General features: G+C 62.4%; 16 protein-coding genes. 4 read left to right on the top strand and 12 right to left on the bottom strand.

Annotated features, from left to right (window positions below):
- Positions 1 to 337: 337 nt before the first annotated feature.
- Together VOM14_RS22190 and VOM14_RS22185 are read right to left on the bottom strand one after the other, a co-directional pair.
- Positions 338 to 1,894 (bottom strand): AMP-binding protein, encoded by a 1,557-nt coding sequence (locus VOM14_RS22190; RefSeq protein WP_327630888.1) that lies wholly within the window; start codon positions 1,892 to 1,894, stop codon positions 338 to 340.
- A gap of 116 nt (positions 1,895 to 2,010) precedes the next feature.
- On the bottom strand, positions 2,011 to 2,901 hold the full coding sequence (locus VOM14_RS22185) for a LysR family transcriptional regulator (RefSeq protein ID WP_327630887.1): 891 nt from the start codon (positions 2,899 to 2,901) through the stop codon (positions 2,011 to 2,013).
- Positions 2,902 to 2,999: 98 nt separating this feature from the next.
- On the opposite strand from VOM14_RS22185, the gene VOM14_RS22180 reads away from it, so the two are divergent.
- From VOM14_RS22180 to VOM14_RS22165, 4 genes are all read left to right on the top strand, one after another.
- Positions 3,000 to 4,160 carry an acyl-CoA dehydrogenase family protein gene (locus tag VOM14_RS22180; RefSeq protein ID WP_327630886.1) on the top strand — a complete coding sequence of 387 codons (1,161 nt, stop codon included), beginning with the start codon at positions 3,000 to 3,002 and terminating at the stop codon, positions 4,158 to 4,160.
- Between the two features lie 43 nt (positions 4,161 to 4,203).
- A complete protein-coding gene (locus tag VOM14_RS22175) occupies positions 4,204 to 5,439 on the top strand; it encodes an MFS transporter (protein ID WP_327630885.1) in 1,236 nt (411 codons plus the stop codon).
- A 410-nt stretch (positions 5,440 to 5,849) separates the two neighbouring features.
- A complete protein-coding gene (locus VOM14_RS22170; RefSeq protein WP_327630884.1) occupies positions 5,850 to 6,086 on the top strand; it encodes a hypothetical protein in 237 nt (78 codons plus the stop codon).
- Between the two features lie 83 nt (positions 6,087 to 6,169).
- Positions 6,170 to 7,525 carry a citrate synthase gene (locus VOM14_RS22165; RefSeq protein WP_327630883.1) on the top strand — a complete coding sequence of 452 codons (1,356 nt, stop codon included), beginning with the start codon at positions 6,170 to 6,172 and terminating at the stop codon, positions 7,523 to 7,525.
- A 20-nt stretch (positions 7,526 to 7,545) separates the two neighbouring features.
- On the opposite strand, the gene VOM14_RS22160 is transcribed toward VOM14_RS22165, so the two are convergent.
- From VOM14_RS22160 to VOM14_RS22115, 10 genes are all read right to left on the bottom strand, one after another.
- Positions 7,546 to 8,670, bottom strand: coding sequence for a porin (locus tag VOM14_RS22160; protein ID WP_327630882.1), 1,125 nt, complete (start codon positions 8,668 to 8,670; stop codon positions 7,546 to 7,548).
- A gap of 105 nt (positions 8,671 to 8,775) precedes the next feature.
- Complete coding sequence (locus VOM14_RS22155) at positions 8,776 to 10,125, bottom strand: MHS family MFS transporter (protein WP_327630881.1); 1,350 nt, start codon at positions 10,123 to 10,125, stop codon at positions 8,776 to 8,778.
- Between the two features lie 103 nt (positions 10,126 to 10,228).
- Entirely contained in the window at positions 10,229 to 11,524 is a 1,296-nt protein-coding gene (locus VOM14_RS22150; RefSeq protein WP_327630880.1) for an NAD(P)/FAD-dependent oxidoreductase, read from the bottom strand.
- 12 nt (positions 11,525 to 11,536) lie between these two features.
- On the bottom strand, positions 11,537 to 12,538 hold the full coding sequence (locus VOM14_RS22145) for a PdxA family dehydrogenase (RefSeq protein WP_327630879.1): 1,002 nt from the start codon (positions 12,536 to 12,538) through the stop codon (positions 11,537 to 11,539).
- 22 nt (positions 12,539 to 12,560) lie between these two features.
- The gene (locus VOM14_RS22140; RefSeq protein WP_327630878.1) at positions 12,561 to 12,917 is read right to left on the bottom strand and encodes a non-heme iron oxygenase ferredoxin subunit; all 357 of its coding nucleotides are present in this window, start codon (positions 12,915 to 12,917) and stop codon (positions 12,561 to 12,563) included.
- 7 nt (positions 12,918 to 12,924) lie between these two features.
- On the bottom strand, positions 12,925 to 13,440 hold the full coding sequence (locus tag VOM14_RS22135; RefSeq protein ID WP_327630877.1) for an aromatic-ring-hydroxylating dioxygenase subunit beta: 516 nt from the start codon (positions 13,438 to 13,440) through the stop codon (positions 12,925 to 12,927).
- A complete protein-coding gene (locus VOM14_RS22130; RefSeq protein ID WP_327630876.1) occupies positions 13,433 to 14,794 on the bottom strand; it encodes an aromatic ring-hydroxylating oxygenase subunit alpha in 1,362 nt (453 codons plus the stop codon). The genes VOM14_RS22135 and VOM14_RS22130 overlap by 8 nt, the downstream gene beginning before the upstream one ends.
- Before the next feature lie 29 nt (positions 14,795 to 14,823).
- Positions 14,824 to 15,855 (bottom strand): 4-hydroxy-2-oxovalerate aldolase, encoded by a 1,032-nt coding sequence (dmpG, locus tag VOM14_RS22125; protein ID WP_327630875.1) that lies wholly within the window; start codon positions 15,853 to 15,855, stop codon positions 14,824 to 14,826.
- Positions 15,852 to 16,844: an acetaldehyde dehydrogenase (acetylating) gene (locus tag VOM14_RS22120; RefSeq protein WP_327630874.1), complete on the bottom strand. Its 993-nt coding sequence runs from the start codon at positions 16,842 to 16,844 to the stop codon at positions 15,852 to 15,854. The genes dmpG and VOM14_RS22120 overlap by 4 nt, the downstream gene beginning before the upstream one ends.
- A gap of 47 nt (positions 16,845 to 16,891) precedes the next feature.
- Positions 16,892 to 17,677, bottom strand: coding sequence for a fumarylacetoacetate hydrolase family protein (locus VOM14_RS22115; protein WP_327630873.1), 786 nt, complete (start codon positions 17,675 to 17,677; stop codon positions 16,892 to 16,894).
- Positions 17,678 to 17,687 lie beyond the last annotated feature (10 nt).

Genomic DNA, 17,687 nt, shown 5'->3' with positions numbered 1-17,687 from the left:
GGTATTGGCGTACAACCTGAAGCGCGTCATGAAGATACTTGGGGTTGCCGGGACAATAAAGGCGATGAGAAGAGGTGAAACCTAAGGCCCCGAGGGGCTTTTTTGCGCTTGATACCTTACGCTCGCGTGCGCCCGATTCGCCAAGATCGATCGATCGGGCTGGCGAACTCGCTTGAAGCCACCGAAAAGCAGTTTCCACACGCCCTCGGCCAGCATCAGCCAGTATTTTTTCATGGCGTCTCCGTATCTTTTATTTTCGCAGTACGTATTACATAGCACTCAGCTTTATCGCTGAAATGAAGGTTCCGCTTGCACCGCATATCTGAAGCTGGCTGACTCAGGCAACGCGTCTTTCGTGGCCGCGCCAGTATTGCTCCCTGACGTCCTTGCGCGACATTTTCCCGTTGCCGTTCTTCGGCAATTCGCTGACGAACTCAATCGAGCGGGGCTTCTTGAAGTCCGCCAGCAAGCCGCGGCAATGCTCAATTAATTCATCGGCGCTGGCTTTTCGATCGTCGCGCAGCACGACGACCGCCTTGATTGCCTCGCCCCAATTCTCATCGGGAACACCTATCACGCACGCTTCATAAATCGCGGGATGACGGTAAAGCACCTGCTCGATTTCCGTGGGATAAACATTGAAGCCGCCCGAGATGATCATCTCCTTCTTGCGGTCGACGATATACAGATAACCGCGCTCGTCGGCGCGCGCAAGGTCGCCCGTGTGCAGCCGGCCATTCACCAGCGCCGCAGCCGTCAGTTCCGGTTCGCGCCAATAGCCGGCGAATACGTCCGGTCCGGCAACGACGATCTCGCCCACGTCGCCGGTCGCCAACTCGCGGCCATGCTCATCGACCACCAGCACCTGGGATTCGCCGAACGGGCGACCACATGACGCGAGAAGATGCTCCTGCCCTCCTTCGATTGCCAGCCGATGATCGTCGACACTCAAGGTGACAAGGCCTCCCGTAGTTTCCCCGGCGCCATATCCCTGTGACAATACGGGACCAATCGCCTGCCATGCATCCCTGACCAGTGCGGGCGCAATAGGCGCTCCGCCATACGACATGTAGCGCAGGGAACTTAAATCGTGCGCGCCGATGCGTGGATGCTTGACCAGCATGTTGATCATCGTGGGGACGAGGAAAGCCGCCTTTGCACGATGACGCTCAAGGGAGGCAAGATACGAATCGGGATCGAAACGGTCATGCAACAGAATGGTGCCGCCCTGACTCAGAAACGGCTGGATGAACATGCCGCTGGCATGCGTGATCGGACCTGCAAGCGCGAGCACATCGCCCGGTTGCGCGGGCATGCGCCCCATCACGACCTTGCGCAGCGACGCCATCCGGTTGCCGACTGTCTGCATCGCGGCTTTGAGCTTGCCAGTCGAGCCGGACGTGAAGTGCAGCACCGCGAGGTCCGAAGCGTGCATCTCGACATCCGGATTGGTGGAGCTGGCGCGCTCGAGCAAGGCTTCGTACCCAAGGAAGCCGGCGGCTTCGCCTTCGATCGCGACGAAACGCTCGACGGCCTCGAGTTGCGGACGCAGCGCTTCGATCACCTCGATATGCTGACCTCCAGCGAGGACAATACGCGCCTGCGCATTGACAATGGTCTCCTGGGTTTCGGCAGCGGAAAGGCGGGCATTCAACGCAACCTTGACGAGGCCCGCCTTGTACAACGCGCACTCCACCTCGATCAATTGCGGGCAGTTCCATGCCTGCACGGCAACGCGGTCCCCCTTCTGCGCCCCGAGTCCCAGCAGCGCGTTGGCGAGCCGGTTAGAGCGCTCATCAAGCTGCTGGAATGTAAAGGTTCGATCGCGGAAAATGATCGCGGCCTGTTCAGGCCAGTACTTCGCGCTGCGACTGAGAAAGCGTCCGAGGTTCATCAAAGGCTCCGTGTGTTGATGGCGCGATTGATGGTAGCGACGCATCGGCCATGTTTCGATTCACGAAAGACGGCATTCGATAACGGCGCGGAATGATCCAGCGGTGTAAGGCGGCTTCAGGCGGACGAGCTTGCGTACTGCAGCAGCTCGATGAAACGCTGTACGAGTGGTGAAAGATAGGCGCCCTTGCGCGTCGAGATGCCGATGGTCCGTGGCCACTGCGCATCCGTCATGGGCAGCGCACGCAAACCGCCAAAACGACGCAACGTCAATTCGCCGGTGATCGCGATCAGATCCGAACCCAGCAGCACATTGGCAAGCGATCCGATCGTGGAGTTGGTCTCGATCACGACCGTCGGCGGCGGCAGGCCCGCGTCTTCAAAGCGCGCTTCGATCTTCTTGCGGGCGGACACCTGCATACCCGGCAACAGCCAGCCAGCGGAAGTCAGGTCGGACAAGCGCAGTTTCCGCGCGGAAAACAGCGGGTGCCCTTCTCGCGCGACCACGTGCAGCGGATCGTCGAAGAGCCGCCTCTGGTCGAGATCATCGGCCTCGTGTTCGGACAACGCACCGATGCTCAGGTCAAGGTCGCCCAACCGCAGCGCCGCGATCAGTCTGTCGTTCAGGCCGGTGGTTACCTGCAAACGCGTCGCGGGCCGCTGCTTGAGCAGTTCGGCACAAGCCTCGCCGAAAAAAGTCTCCGAGTAGTTGGGCGGTACGCCCACCCGGATCAGCCCGATTTTGCCCAGACTCAGATCGTTCGCCTCCTGGATAGCCTCGTCAAGATTCGCTCGCACATGCCGCGCCCGCGCAAAGAAAGCCTGGCCGGCCGAAGTCAGCGCCATTCCCTTTGGCGTCCGATCAAAAAGCTGAATGCCGAGTTCCAGTTCCAGACGTTGAATGCCCTTGGTAAGCGCAGGCTGGCTCTGGCCAAGGCGTTCGGACGCACGCCCTACGTGGCCCGCTTCGGCCACAGCCAGAAAATAGTTGAGGTCTTCGAGTCGCACGTCATTCCACTACGTTATTGAAATCGCGCTACGGATAATCCAGTGGCGCCGCCAAACGGTCAACATGGGGATTCCACTTGCCCGAGCAGACCATGCCCATGTCATACGAAGTCAGCAGTTCACTGCCAACACTGCGCACCCGCCTTGCGGAATACCTTTACAACGAATTGATCCCGCACGAGCAGGCTTCCGGTTATGGTTTCGAGGACCGGTTTTCGAAGGATCAGGTCCGCCGCGTCTGGCAACGTTCACGCGAACTGGGGCTATACGGGCTGCAATTGCCACGCGACCTGGGCGGCGCCGGTTTGTCGGTAGCCGACATGTGTGTGCTCAAGGACGATGCTGCGGCATCCGGCGCGATCCTGTTCCCGCACGTTTTGGGCGATTGGGGTGGACCCGCGCGCATCGGAAATCTGGTCAAATATGCGAGTCCGTACCAGGTGGATCGCTACATTCTTCCCGTGGTGCGCGGCGAAAAAGGCGCCTGTTTCGCGATGACCGAGCCGGCATCGGGCTCGGACGCTGCCAGCATCCAGACGCGTGCTGTGCGAGACGGCGATGACTTCATCGTGAATGGCCGCAAGCATTACATCAGCGCGTCCGCATTCGCCGACTTCGCCGTGACCATGTGCGTGACCACACCCGGTGAGGGGGCGGACGGCATCTCCGCGCTGCTGATCGATCTTGACCAGCCCGGCGTCTCGTTGAGCTACGACTGCTTGCCCATGACGGGGCAGCATGTCGACGCGGACATCGAGTTCAACAACGTCCGGGTGCCTGCTGCCAACCTGATCGGCACGGAAGGCAAAGGCTTTCGCCTCGCGATGGACCGGATCAGCGTGAACCGCCTATTGCATTGCCCGACAATGATCGGTCTCGCGCGCCAGGCGTACCGGATGGCGCTCGACTACGCGAAGACGCGACAGCAGTTCGGGGCCCCGATTAGTCGCTTTCAGGCGATCCAGCACATGCTGGCGGATATGGCCACCGGACTGTATGCATGCGAGGGCATGGTGAAGTCCGCCGCTCTGCGCGCCGACGCAGGTGAAGACGTGCGGCTCGAGGCTTCGATGTGCAAGCTTTTCGTGTCCGAGAAATGCTTTGAGATTGCCGATAAAGCCATTCAGATTCACGGCAACGTAGGCGTCACGAAGAACCATCCGGTGGAGTTCATCTTCCGCCGCTTGCGTCTCTACCGGATCGTTACCGGCACTAGTGAAATCCAGAGAAACACCATCGCCAAGGTTTTACTCACCTGAACGAAGTGACGACCGGATAAAATAAAAGGACGGAGACACCAACATGCAGCCCCGAATCCAGCATTACAAGCTAGTCGCCGTCCTTTTTCTCGGATGGTTCCTGAGCTATTTCGACCGCTTCCTGATCAACCTGGCGGTGCCATTCATCGGCAAGGAATATCAACTGAGCGAGACATCGATCGGCCTGCTGCTGAGCATATTCTTTGCGGGATATGCCGTCGTCCAGATTCCTGGCGGGTGGCTCGCCGACCGGCTCGGCGCGCGCAAAGTCATGGTGTTTTCCGTGCTGATGGTCTCCCTTTTCACGGCGCTCACGGGGCTCGCGTGGTCGTTTGCATCGCTGCTGGCCGTGCGCTTTCTGTTCGGCCTTTCCGAAGGCGGTTTTCCGACCGCCAGTTTTCGTGCGCTGTCGGAGTACTTTCCGAAAAGCGACCGCTCGAAGATTCAGTCGATCCTGCTGTCGTCCAATCCGCTTGCCCTGGTTCTGGCGCCCGCCGTCGCGGCGCCGTTGATTTACTGGCTGGGCTGGCGGCAAATGTTCATCGTCGTATCGATCTTCGGTTTAATCGTGACCGCCGTCTATGCGATGGCGCTCGGCAAGCCGACTGAGATCAACCCGAGCGCCGCCGCTGCGTCCGAACGCGGTTCGCTCAAAAGCGTGCTCCGCAATCCGGTTGTGTGGAAGATCAGTGTCGTGAACTTCACACTGAACATCCTCATCTGGGGTTTCCTTTCGTGGCTGCCTTCCTATTTTATGAAAGTGCAGCGGCTCGATCTGTTGCACGTCGGCATGTTATCCGCATTGCCTGGCATCGCGGGCATTATCGGCATGCTGACGGGCGGGTGGCTATCCGATGCCTGGTTCGCGAATCGCGAGAAGCTGCTGCTGATCAGCTCCGTCAGTCTGTCTGCGCTGTGCCTCGTGGCCATGATCAATGTTTCGTTTCTGCCGATGGTCATCGCATGTCAGCTCGTCATGACGTTCTCGTTGAAGCTTGCCTTCATCGCGATCTGGTCGATGCCCCTCAAATTCGAGGATCCCAGCTCAACCGGATCCACCGCCGGTGTCATCAATCTGGGCAGCCAACTCGCTGGGGTTGTGTCCCCAGCAGTCATGGGGTTTCTGATTTCCTACTTCAACGGTTCTTATACCGGCGCCTTTCTGTTCCTCATCGGTTGTGCCGCTGCGTGTATCCTCGTCGCGATGACACTCCCTTACGGTCGTGCGACGTTGCAGCGGAAAAATCCCGCCGGGGGAACATTGGCTAGACACCGTTAGCCTCCCATGTTGACTCGCGGGAAGGAAACGGCTCGCGTCCAAGTTGCTTTGGAGTTAAGCGTGAACGGATGACTTCTCCTGACGGGAAGGGGTGGTCGCGCGAAAGTCACGACGTTGCCTGGCAGCGTGGCTGGCTGCCATGACCGTTGACGCGACGAAACAACCATCTATGCAAAGTCGGTTGCAGACAAGACCAGACGTTCGAATGTCGGCCGGAGAAACAGGTCGAGTGGCCGCAACTGGCCGAACCGGTCCGACGTCGGACCGCCGAGGGGGCCGCGGTTGGTTGTTCCGCATCCGGCAAAAGTCGACCCACTTCAGCCGTTCTATACCTGATGTCCCGGACGTCTCTTGACGAGGCGATCGAGTCGTTCGAACGGCTGCCATCTGACTCGAAGGAGCAGCAGGACATGGCTGCTACTACCCGAAGTACTCACGGCGCTACGCCTGCGTTCTCTTTCAAGAGCGCGGTAGATGCTCTGGCGGCGTTCTCTGAGGAACGTTCTTCGAGCAGTCATCGTGGCTCCTCCCGTTCAGTCTCTGTTGTTATGGCGACAAAAATGGCTGCATCGCGGGTCCATGCGAAGGCAACGGCAAGATTTCCAGTTAAGTTAATCAAGATCGATTATGTGCAATCAATTCCATGACGCGGAGATGTGGAATCGATGGACACAACGCAGGAGTCGACGTAAAGTTCGCATTGATCGATCAATATCGATAGTCAATCAACATGTCCGATGTCATCACGAATGGTCCCCTACGGCGGGTAACGAAAGACGCACAGGCGGCGGCGCAGACGGACAACGCGGACTACGTGACCGCGGCCGAAGCAATGAAGATCCTGAACGTACGGCAACAGACGCTGTATGCCTACGTGAGCCGCGGTTTGATCCGCAGCATCGGACAGGCGGGACACAAGGGGCGCCTCTACTGGCGCGATGATCTCAGGCGGCTCGAATCGCGTTCGCTCGCGCGGCACGGACACGGCGCGGTCGCGGCATCCGCCATGAATTTCGGCGAACCGATCATCCCCACCTCCGTGACCGAGATCACGCCTGAAGGGCCACGCTATCGAGGCAGGCTCGCGACCGACCTGGCGCGAGCACGGCTTCCATTCGAGGCCGTCGCTCAGTTGCTCTGGACCGGCATGCTTAACGACAGCGTCGTCGAACTCGAATGGCCGAAGCGCAAGCCATGGCGCGAGCTCAACACGCTCGTCGAAGCATCGTGGCGTATGCAGCCCGGCAATCTGCTCGACATGTTCTCCATCGTCACGTTGCACCTCGGTAGCGGAACGCAGCCGTCACTGCGCCGCGGTAGGAAGACGGCGGGCGAGCCGGTCGACCTGGACACGACAACGGCCGGGATCGATATCATCCAGACGTTGGTCGGGTGTTGTGGACTGATGTCGCCCCGCAGCCACTTCAAGTCGATGGAGACAGGTCAGTCGGTGGCGCAAGGCATCCTCTCCTCGCTTGCTGTCGATTCGACTGAGATCAACCGCGAGTCAATCGAAGCCTTGCTGATCCTGCTCGCCGATCACGAACTCTCGCCCGCGACGGTAGCTGCCCGCGTGTCGGCATCGACGGGTTGCACGTTGCATCGTTGCGTCGTATCTGGCATCGCCGCGAGCACGGGTTCGCTGACCGGCCAGTTATACGACCGCGTCGAGGAATTCTTCGACAGCGCCAGCACGATGCAAGCGCTGATGCGCCGCGCCAATACGCTACTCGAACGCGGCGTCGCGGTTCCCGGATTCGGGCACCCGATCTACCCCAGAGGCGATCCGCGCGCACGCTACATGCTCGATCTCGCGCGCCGGCGGACCGACAACAGCCGCCAGATGAACGCGATCTACCAGTTCGTTGATCAGATCGCGAAGGAGCATGGCTTGCTTCCGCGTCAGGAATTCGGCACCGTAGTGCTCACGCGCGCCATGAGTCTGCCGCGGCGTACGAGCGGCGCGATTTCCGCTCTCGCTCGCGTGGCCGGATGGCTTGCCCATGTGCAGGAGCAACGCATGTACGGCAGCGTTCTGCGCCCGCGCGCGCAGTTCATCGGCTCATCTGCTTCGGCCGGCAAGTGAGCCGGCCGTGAACGTGTCCGTCAGAACAGATGGCGAATGCCGAAGGACACTTCCACCTGCGCCTTCGTGCTCGACGGCTGCATGAAGAAGATGGCGGCATTGCTGGCCGATCCGACCGCGCGCTGATAGATCGCGAAGGCATACAGGTCGGTGCGCTTCGAAAGCAGATAGTCGACGCCCAGATCGACCTGATGCCACTTCGGCGACTGATTCAATTCCTCATAGCGGCCGAACGTGAACATGTAGCCGAGGCCGGTATAGAAGTCCGGCGTGATGTGCCACGTACCGTTCAGCTCGGCATTGTCGAGCCTTAGATGGCTGCCGTCGAAATAGCGATATTTGGCGTGCGAGTACACGAGATTGTCCTGTGTCGGCCCGATCGCATACGACGCCGTGGCGGCGATCACCTGCTGTTCGTCCACCAGCGCGGTGCGCGGCCCCAGTGCGCTGCTCTTGAACAGGCTGAACGGCGCGGGGTAGTCGCTGCCGGCGGCACCGTTGGGATTGTCGGTCGCATTCGGGTGGTTCATCTGCAGATAGCCGACCGCGAGCTTCAGGCTGCCGTTGCGATACGCCGCCGTCGCGCTGTAGGCGCGGTTGTCCGCGAACTCGCCGGCTGCGTTGCTCATCGCGTACATGGCGGCGAAGCTGAGGCCGCCCCAGCTCGGGCTCGTGTACTTGACCGAGTTCTGGAAGCGCACCGTGCCGAACAGATTGTCGTTATCCGATATATGCGCGCCGTTGCCGCCGAAGAGTTTGGCCGCACCCGTATCGGCCATGAAGTCGTAGTTGGTGTCGTACTGGCGGCCCAGGGTCAGCTTGCCGAAGCGTTCCGTCGCAAGACCCACGAACGCTTGCCGTCCGAACATGCGCCCGCCTTGCCCCAGCGCGCCGGTGTTGCCGTCGAACCCATTCTCCAGCGTGAAGATGGCCGACATGCCTCCGCCGAGATCCTCGCGCCCTTTCAGACCGAAGCGATTACCCTGAATCAGGCCGCTCGCGGATTCGAACAAATGACTGCCCTTTACGTTGTTGACGTACGCGGGACCTGTACCGATGAGGCCGTAGAGCGTGACGCTGCTGTCTGCGTGCGCGGTGCCGGCGCCGAGCGCGATCACGCTCAGGAGAAGCCTGTTCTTCTTCATAATGATATTGTTTGAGAAGTTGGAGACGAACGAAAGCCGCGTCCGGCGCGCCTCCAGCGAGGCGCGCGACGCTCGTCCTATAGATACGTGAGAAACGAGGGGTTGCTAGACGGTGATGTCGTCGTGCCGCGTTTCGCGCACGCGCAGCACCACACACAGCGCGACGAAGGCGAGGCAGAGATAGTAGAGACCGATGCCGGAGGGGTCGCCGCGATTGCGCGCCGCGAGCGAGGCCGCGATCATCGGCGCGACTCCGCCGCCGAGCACAGTGCCCAACGCCTTGCCCATCGAGAAGCCGGTGAAGCGCACGCGAGTGGGGAACAGTTCGCCGTAGAAGCTGCCGAACATGGCGTACATCGGTGCATGAATCACGCCGACCGCGGCCACGACCGCCAGCACCACGACCATCGGCGAGCGGCCGTCGAGCATCGTGAAGAAGAAGTTCAGGTAGATGGCCGACGCCACGATGCCCAGCAGATACACGCCCTTGCGCCCGAGACGATCCGACAGCGCGCCGTAGAGCGGCACGGAAACGAGGGCGAAAGCATTCGCGCAGGCAATCGCGCCGATCGCGACCGACCCGGGCATGTGAAGCGTCTTCGTCACGTAGGAGATGGAATAGACGCCCGTCAGATAATAGAACGTGCTCTCCATGATGCTCACCACGAGCACGACGAAGACCGGCCACTTGTAGCTGCGCAAGGTCTCCCAAGCCGGGATGCGGGTCAGTTCGTGCTGGCTCTGCTGATTGCGGAACGCGACCGTTTCCTCGACCCGCAGACGGATATACAGGCCGATCACCACCAGCACGGCGCTCACCAGGAACGGCACGCGCCAGCCCCAGGCAAGCAAGGATTCGTGCGGCAGACGCGACACGACGAATACCGCGAGCGAAGCCAGCAGTACACCCAGCGGTCCCGCCGCCTGAAGCGCGGCCCCGAGCAAGCCCCGGCGACGCTGTTGCGCGCTCTCCAGCACCATCAGGCTGGCCGCCGCCGACTCGCCACCGAGCGCGAAGCCCTGAACGAAACGCAGCGCGACGAGCAGACAGGTCGCCGTCATGCCAATTTGCGCGACGCTCGGCAAGAGCCCGATGGCCGCGGTACCGATGCCCATCATCAGCAGCGTCACGAGCATCATCGACTTGCGGCCGATCCTGTCGCCGAAGTGACCGAACACGAGTCCGCCCAGAGGCCGGCTCGCATAGCCGACCGCGAACGTCGCATACACGGCGATGGTGCCGCTGAGCGCATTCAGCTTCGGGAAGAACAACTCTTCGAACACGAGCGGCGCGATGAAGCCATAGAGAAAAAAGTCATACCACTCGACCATCGTGCCGAGGAAGCTGGCAAAGAATAGTCGTCGCGAACCCGATTCCGTTGCGCTCGCACCGGAAGCGGATTCCGTGCTCGCTGCTGCGCCGTGCCATTCCTGCGAGGTTTCAAAAGCTTTCACGCCTGTCTCCTTTTGGCATGGACGGTCAGCCGGACGCCCGGTACCGCCACGCTCTGATGTGCCATGTCGATGTGAATGCAAAAGTCCGATGCCTGACGCGCGTCTAACTGTTGGCACCTCCGTTCTTTGCGCCGCCCGCTGAACGCTGCAGCAGGCTCTTGAGACTCACGTCCTTCGCGGCGAGCGTCTGTCGATCGACGCTCACACCCTTCTGCCACATGCGGCGCAGGATCGGCATGTCGGCGGGCGCGTTGATGCAGACCGCCGCGACGATTCGCGCGGGTTCGCCGGCCGCGCACTCTTCCAGCCAGACAAGCGTCGTCTTGCCGTCGCCTTCTCTCACGACCGGTGTGGCCGTCGCGCTCGGGAAGCCGAGCATCTGGATATTCACGTCGCCCTGATCGGACCAGAACCAGGGCAACGAATGCGCCGCCGCCGGCTTGCCGAGGATGGCCCGGGCACACGCCGCACCCTGTTGCTCCGCGTTGTCCCATGATTCCAGGCGCCGCGGCCCGACCGGCCCGAGCGGGTGCTCGAACGACGCCACATCGCCGCACGCGAAGACGTAAGGATCGACCGTGCGGCCTTCGACATCGCACAGTACGCCGCCCGCGCACGGAAGGCCGGATTCGGCCGCGAGTTCGTCGTTCGCCACCATGCCCACGCCTGCGACCACGAGGTCGAAGGCTTCCCGGGCGCCCGACAACGAAGCTGCATAGCGTCCGTCGGGCAGCTTCGACAGTTCCTCGATGCCGGTGCCGAGGCGCACATCCACACCGAGCGAACGCTGAATGTCGAGCAGATGCTTCCCAACGATTGCAGGCACGGTGCGTTCGCACAGACGCTGGACCGCTTCGACAAGCACCACGTCGACGCCCAGCTTGCGGGCGCTGCATGCGGTTTCCAGTCCGATCCATCCCCCTCCGATCACCAGCAGCCGCTTGCCCGGCTTCAATCCTCGGCGGATATGCAAGGCGTCGTCGATCGTGCGCAGATAGGCGATATCGTCGCTGGCGTCGCCAGGCACCGTGAGCCGACGGGCGCGGCCGCCCGTTGCGATCACGAGGCGATCGAAGTGAACCTCCGTGCCATCGTCGACATGCACGGAGCACGATGGACGGTCGATGCGGGTCACGTTCACGCCAGTGCGCAAGTCGATATCGAACTGCCCCGGTTGCGACGGATCGAGCAGAGCGGCAATGTCAGGGACGTTCTCCGCGCTCAGCCACGCTTTTGACAAAGGCGGCCGCTCATACGGGCCTACGCGCTCCGCACCGAACGTGGTGATGTCACCCCGATGCCCCTCCGCGCGCAGGGTCCTCGCGACCGCCGCCGCAGCCTGCCCCGCTCCGACGATCACCACGCGCGAGTGCAGCGGATTGGTTGAGTGGTTCGTCATGCCGCCGACTCCTTATTGTTCGTTCAGGAAACCGCGCTTTGCGGCAAGCGCCGCCGCTGTCCTCAATGCCGCGGCCATGCTGCGATGCTGCGCCAGATTCTTTCCTGCGATATCCATGGCGGTCCCGTGAGGGACGGTCGCACGCACATAGGGAACCCCCAGATAGAGCGTGCATGCCCCTTCGAAAGCCGCCGACTTGAGCGCGATCTGCCCTTGGTCGTGGTACATGCTGACGATCGCGTCATAGCGTCCGTCGAGCCCATGACGAAACACCGAATCCGGCGAAACAGGGCCTTGCACGTCGATGCCCTGTGATCTGGCTTGTTCGACCGCCGGGCGAACGATCCGCTCTTCCTCCTCGAACATGGCGTGCGGATTGAGTCCCGCCACGCCGATGCGCGGCGCTTCGATTCCCCAGTCCTTCAGCCGTCGGTTCACCAGCGTGACGAGGTTCAGTACCGCATCGAAGGTCACGGTGGCGGGGACTTCGCGCAGCGGGATGTGCTCCGTCAGCGGCACAACCCGCAGATTGCCGCTCATGCGAAACATGAAGGTATCGTCGGGCTGGAGATCGTCGATGCTCGCCACTTCGCCCGCAAGCTTGAGCGAAGTCGAATCGATCGGCCCCATGATCCATCCGCCGATCAGTCCGTCATGCGCGATCCGGTCCGCGAGCGTCATCCAGCGAACCACGGCGCGCCCCGCCGCGGCGGAAGGCCGGCCCGTTGCATACTCATGGGGCGCGAGGTCGAGCGGATCCAGCACGACGATGCGCCCGGAGGCGAACGCGTCCTCGTCGAACGACTGCATCACTTCGGCTTCGTCGGGAAGCGGCACCGCTCGCGCGGCGGCCTGGATCGATGTAATATCGCCGATCAGCATCGGCCGGCATACCGCACGCACCGACGCGTCGGACGCTGCCTTGACCGCGACCTCGGGACCGATACCTGCCGGGTCTCCGACCATCACCGCGATGATCGGCAGCGAAGTAGCCGGGGTTGTCGTCTCGTTCATTTGCGCGCCCTTCCCGTCATCGTCATTCGGCGAGTCGCGCGAGCACGACACCCTCGCGCACCGTGGCCGCGTAACTGCGGATCGGCTTGCTGCACGGCGCCGCTCGGACTTCGCCCGTGCGGATGTCGAACTCGCCCTGATGCAGGCCGCAGACGATCGAGAAACCGTCGAGCATGCCGGTCAGCACGAGCGATGCATCGCCATGCGTGCAGGTGTCGTCAGTGACGAACGCAAGCGCGTCCACACGCCACACCGCGAGCGTCCTGTCGCCGATCTTCACCTGCAGACCGTCGCCATCGGTCACATCGTCGAGCGGGCAGAGTGGCGTCCATCCGCTTGCATCGGTCGAGGTTCCGCTTTCCATCGCTTGTGCTTCCATGTCGGCCTCAGATCAGGAACGTGAGGTTGTTCATCGGCGTGTCGTTGTTCAGCAGGAAAACCTTCTTCTCGCGAATCAGCATCGTGCCTTCGTCGAGCGCCAGCACATGGCGGCAGCGTCCGAACAGCGTCTCCTGGCGATCGCTTCGTACCTCGCCGAGCACGAAGTTGGAATGCACGATCAACGCCTCGTCGCTCGCGCTTTCGATGGTTACGTTCGACACGACGCGCAGCAACCTCGAACGCGGACTCTGCGCGTGAGCATGACGGCCCTTGAGCCGATAAACGCGATCGTCGAGCTGCCGGCGGTTCTCGTAGATCAGCGAGATCGATTTGTCCGGTTCGAGGTCTTCGGTATTGCAAGGCACCCAATAAAAGCCGTCGGCGTGCCACAGCGCGAGCCAGTCATCGAAGCGATGCGTGTCCATCAACGCGGCTTCGTGGTAGAGAAACTGCGAAGCCTGCTCGATCGGCGAGACACCCGCCTCCGAAGACAGCCATTGAGGATGAACGGCGTTATTCAAGTTCGGCTCCCTCGGTCATGAGTTCCAGCCAGTAACGCATCTGGCCGCGTTGCGGGACTTCATCGGAGATGTGTCCGGTGATGGTTCCATCGGCATGGGCCTGCTCGCGTGTCATGCCGCGCGATATGTCGATCCACGGATTGACCTGGGCGTTCATGCCGCGCTGGGCCCGCTCGAAGATTTCGGCGTCGTCGGGCGAGCCCGCGCCCGCCGGTCCGTAGAAGGATTCGTGCTGGCGCAGGCGCATCGTGTTGATGGCGTCGTCCACGCCGTCGAACAGCACCGGAAACATAAGCACTTCGGTGCGTCCTGGTTCCAGCGGAACCATGATGCGGACCTGGTTGTTGATGATCTGCATGTTCGGGAACACACCGATATGCGGATCGCCGGCAATCGCGACGAGCAGCTTCGATTGCTCGGCGCCGTCGCGCGCGGCAAGCGCCTCGATATATTCCGCGCCGCCCTGCACGCCCTTCAGATAAGTTTCATAGTCCGCGTAGTGCTCGACCCGATGTTCGCGCATGTCGAGCATGGCATGGCCGTGCCCCAGATCGCGCGTGTAGGTCTTCGCCTTGCCGTCGAACGGATCGGCGCGATGCGTGGCGCCGATGCCGCTGTCCGCCTGACGCTGCCACATCGACACGACGGATGCGTGCACGTAATGCGGGTGATAGCCGTCCATGCCGACCATCTTCCAGTTGCCGTTGTAGACGGTCTTGTGCACGCCCGCCGACAGTTTGATCCGGCGCGTCGGCGATGCATCGACAAGCAGGTCGATCATCTGCGCGGCCGGCCCGAGATACTCGGCAAGCGAGCCGACCTCCGGCGACAACGAGGCGAACACGAAGTCCCGATAGATCTCGACGCGCGGCGCGCTGGTGAGCGAATACTCTTCCATGCGGAAGTCGTCGCCATAGCCGGCCGGGTCGGTCACATTGATGAGCTTGCCGGTGTTGTCATAGGTCCAGCCGTGGAACCAGCAGCGAAAGAATTTCTCGCGCCCCGCTTCCTGCTCGCACACTGCCGCGCCGCGATGCCGGCAGCGGTTCATCAGGACACGCACGACATCGTCGTGACCGCGCACCATGATGACCGGCTGGCGTCCGAGGCGGCGCACGCGGTAGTCGCCTTTCTGCGGCACTTCGCTGGCATGACCCACGTAGAGCCACGAACCATGAAAGATGCGCTCGATTTCCGCCTCGAAGATATCGGGCGAGGTATAGACGGCCGAGTGCACGCGGCCAGGCTGCACCAACTGGCGCAGCGTCGCGGCATCGACCGATTGTGCGTTACGCACGAAACGCACCGGGCTTCCGGCACTGCCGCCCTCGAAATGCGTACATCCTTGTTCCATGTTGCCTCCGGCTGATTCTTCAATCGGCGTTAATGGGTGCTCGCGTCCACGGCGGACGTCGACAGCAGATCGAGCGCGGCATCGACGATCATGTCCTCCTGACCGCCGACCATCCGGCGCCGGCCGAGCTCGACGAGAATGTCGACCGTCTTGAGGCCGTAGTGCTGCGCCGCGCGTTCCGCGTGCCGCAGAAAGCTCGAATAGACGCCTGCGTATCCGAGCGCCAGGGTTTCGCGATCCACACGCACCGGCCGCTCCTGCAAGGGCCGCACGATGTCGTCGGCGGCATCCATCAGTCCATACAGGTCGCAGTCATGCAGCCAGCCAAGCCGGTTCGCCGCCGCGATGAAGACTTCGAGCGGCGCGTTGCCGGCGCCCGCACCCATTCCCGCGAGACTGGCATCGACCCGGTTGCATCCTTCCTCGACGGCCACGATCGAATTCGCGACGCCGAGGCTCAGGTTGTGATGCGCGTGAATGCCGGTCTCGGTATCGGCGTGCAGCACGTCCCTGAGCGCGCGAACCCGGTCGCGCGTGTCGTTCATCGTCAGTGCGCCGCCAGAATCCACGACGTAGACGCAGGTCGCCCCGTAGCTTTCCATCAGACGCGCCTGCTCTGCGAGCACCTGCGGCGATGCCATGTGGCTCATCATCAGGAAGCCGACCGTATCCATGCCGAGTTTGCGCGCCGCCTCGATATGCTGTTTCGAGACGTCCGCCTCCGTGCAATGCGTGGCCACGCGCACCACGCGCGCGCCGGCATCGTAGGCCTCGCGCAAGTCGTGCACGGTGCCGATCCCCGGAAGCAGCAAGGTCGCCACGCGCGCATGCTGGACGACCTCGGCCACGGCGGCGATCCATTCGGCGTCGGTGTGCGCCCCAAAGCCGTAGTTGAAGGACGAGCCTTGCAAGCCGTCGCCGTGCGCCACCTCGATCGAATCGACGCGCGCTTCGTCGAGCGCGCGCGCGATGCGTCGGACCTGATCCAGGCTGTAGCGATGCCGAATCGCGTGCGCGCCGTCGCGCAACGTGACATCCGAGATATAGAGTTTCTGCTTCATTGGATCCCCGCAAAGGCGTCGTCTAGTGCGTCCTGCCCGGCAGCGGGGTGCCGCGCCGCGATCGCTTCGGCCGCCGCCAGCGCCGCCGACGTCATGATGTCCAGATTGCCCGCGTAGGCGGGGAGATAGTGGGCCGCGCCTTCGACCTCTAGGAAGACCGACGTCTTGAGCCCGCTGCGCAGACCGAGTCCCGGCACTTCGACCGGACGGCTGGCAGGAATCCGCTCGAACTGCACGCGTTGCTTGAGCCGGTAGCCCGGCACATAGGCACGCACGGACTCGACCGTCTCCACGATCGACTTTTCGACGGCGGCCTCGTCGGCGTCTTCGGAAAGCGTGAACACCGTATCGCGCATGAGCAACGGCGGCTCGGCGGGATTGAGCACGATGATCGCCTTGCCGCGTTCGGCGCCGCCGACGGTTTCGAGCGCGCGCGACGTGGTCTCGGTGAACTCGTCGATGTTCGCGCGCGTTCCGGGTCCGGCCGAACGGCTCGAGATCGAAGCGATGATCTCGGCGTAATGAACGCTCGCCACGCGCGACACCGCCGCGACGACCGGAATGGTCGCCTGGCCGCCGCACGTCACCATGTTGAGGTTGAGGACGTCGCGATGCATGTCCAGGTTCACCACGGGTACGCAATACGGCCCGATGGCGGCGGGCGTCAGGTCGATCACGCGAATGCCGGGTTTCGCGGCGCGCAGCAAGGCGTCGTTGCGTACGTGCGCCGCCGCCGACGTGGCATCGAACACGATGTCGATGTGCGCAAATTCCGGCGTCGACAACAAGCCGTCCACGCCGCTGTCGCACGTCTGCACGCCGAGCCGCCGTGCCCTGGCGAGGCCATCCGATGCGGCATCGATGCCGACCATGACCGCGGCTTGCACGTTGCGCCCGTGACGCAATATCTTCACCAGCAGATCGGTACCGATGTTTCCGGAACCGATGATTGCCGCCTTGATCGGCTTGTTTTCCTCTTTCGAATCCATGTCGTTTCCTCAGGTCCTGTTTGATTCGAACGCGCGAGCGGCACGCGTCATGCGAAAGCGACGTCGGCGTGACCCAGACCGTCGAACTCGACACGCATGTGGTCTCCCGCGCGCGCCGGCACCATCGCCGAGAGCGCGCCGGACAGGATGACCTCGCCCGCGCGCAACGGCATGCCGAACTCGCCGAGTTGATTGGCGAGCCACACGACCGCATTGAGCGGATGCCCCAGCGCGGCGGAACCCTGGCCGGTGCCGATGGTTTTGCCGTTGCGCGAGAAGCGCATCGTCACTGCCGCGAGGTCGAGCGTGCGCGGATCGGCCCGTCCTTCGCCGATCACGAAAGCGCCCGACGAGGCGTTGTCGGCAACCGTGTCCTGAATGCGGATCTTCCAGTCGCGGATGCGCGAATCGACGATCTCGAAGCACGGCATGACCCACTCGGTTGCATCGAGAACGTCCTGTGCGGTCAGGCCGGGGCCGCTCAAGTCTTTCGCCAGCAGAAACGCGATTTCCCCTTCGGCACGCGGCGCGATGAACTGCGACAGCGGAATCGTCGCGCCGTTGGCATGCTGCATGCCGGACGTGAGCTGGCCAAAATCGGGCTGGCGCACGTCCAGCATGTTCATCACTGCTTCGCTCGTGATTCCGATCTTCTTGCCGACGATGCGCTCGCCTCGTTTCGCAAGACGCGCGGCGATCATGCGGCGTTGAATCTCGTAAGCATCGGCGATGGTCATGCCGGGCTCGGTCGTCGTGAGCGGTGCGACCGGCTCACAATCATCGAGGGCGGCAAAGAGCGCGTGCGCAACCGTGCCGATCTGCATCGACTCCATGTTTTCTCCT

The sequence above is a fragment of the Paraburkholderia sp. MPAMCS5 genome, assembly GCF_036016995.1.
Lineage (GTDB): Bacteria > Pseudomonadota > Gammaproteobacteria > Burkholderiales > Burkholderiaceae > Paraburkholderia.
Note: the sequence above shows the minus strand (reverse complement) of the source record. Positions and strands in the feature narration are given on the sequence as shown.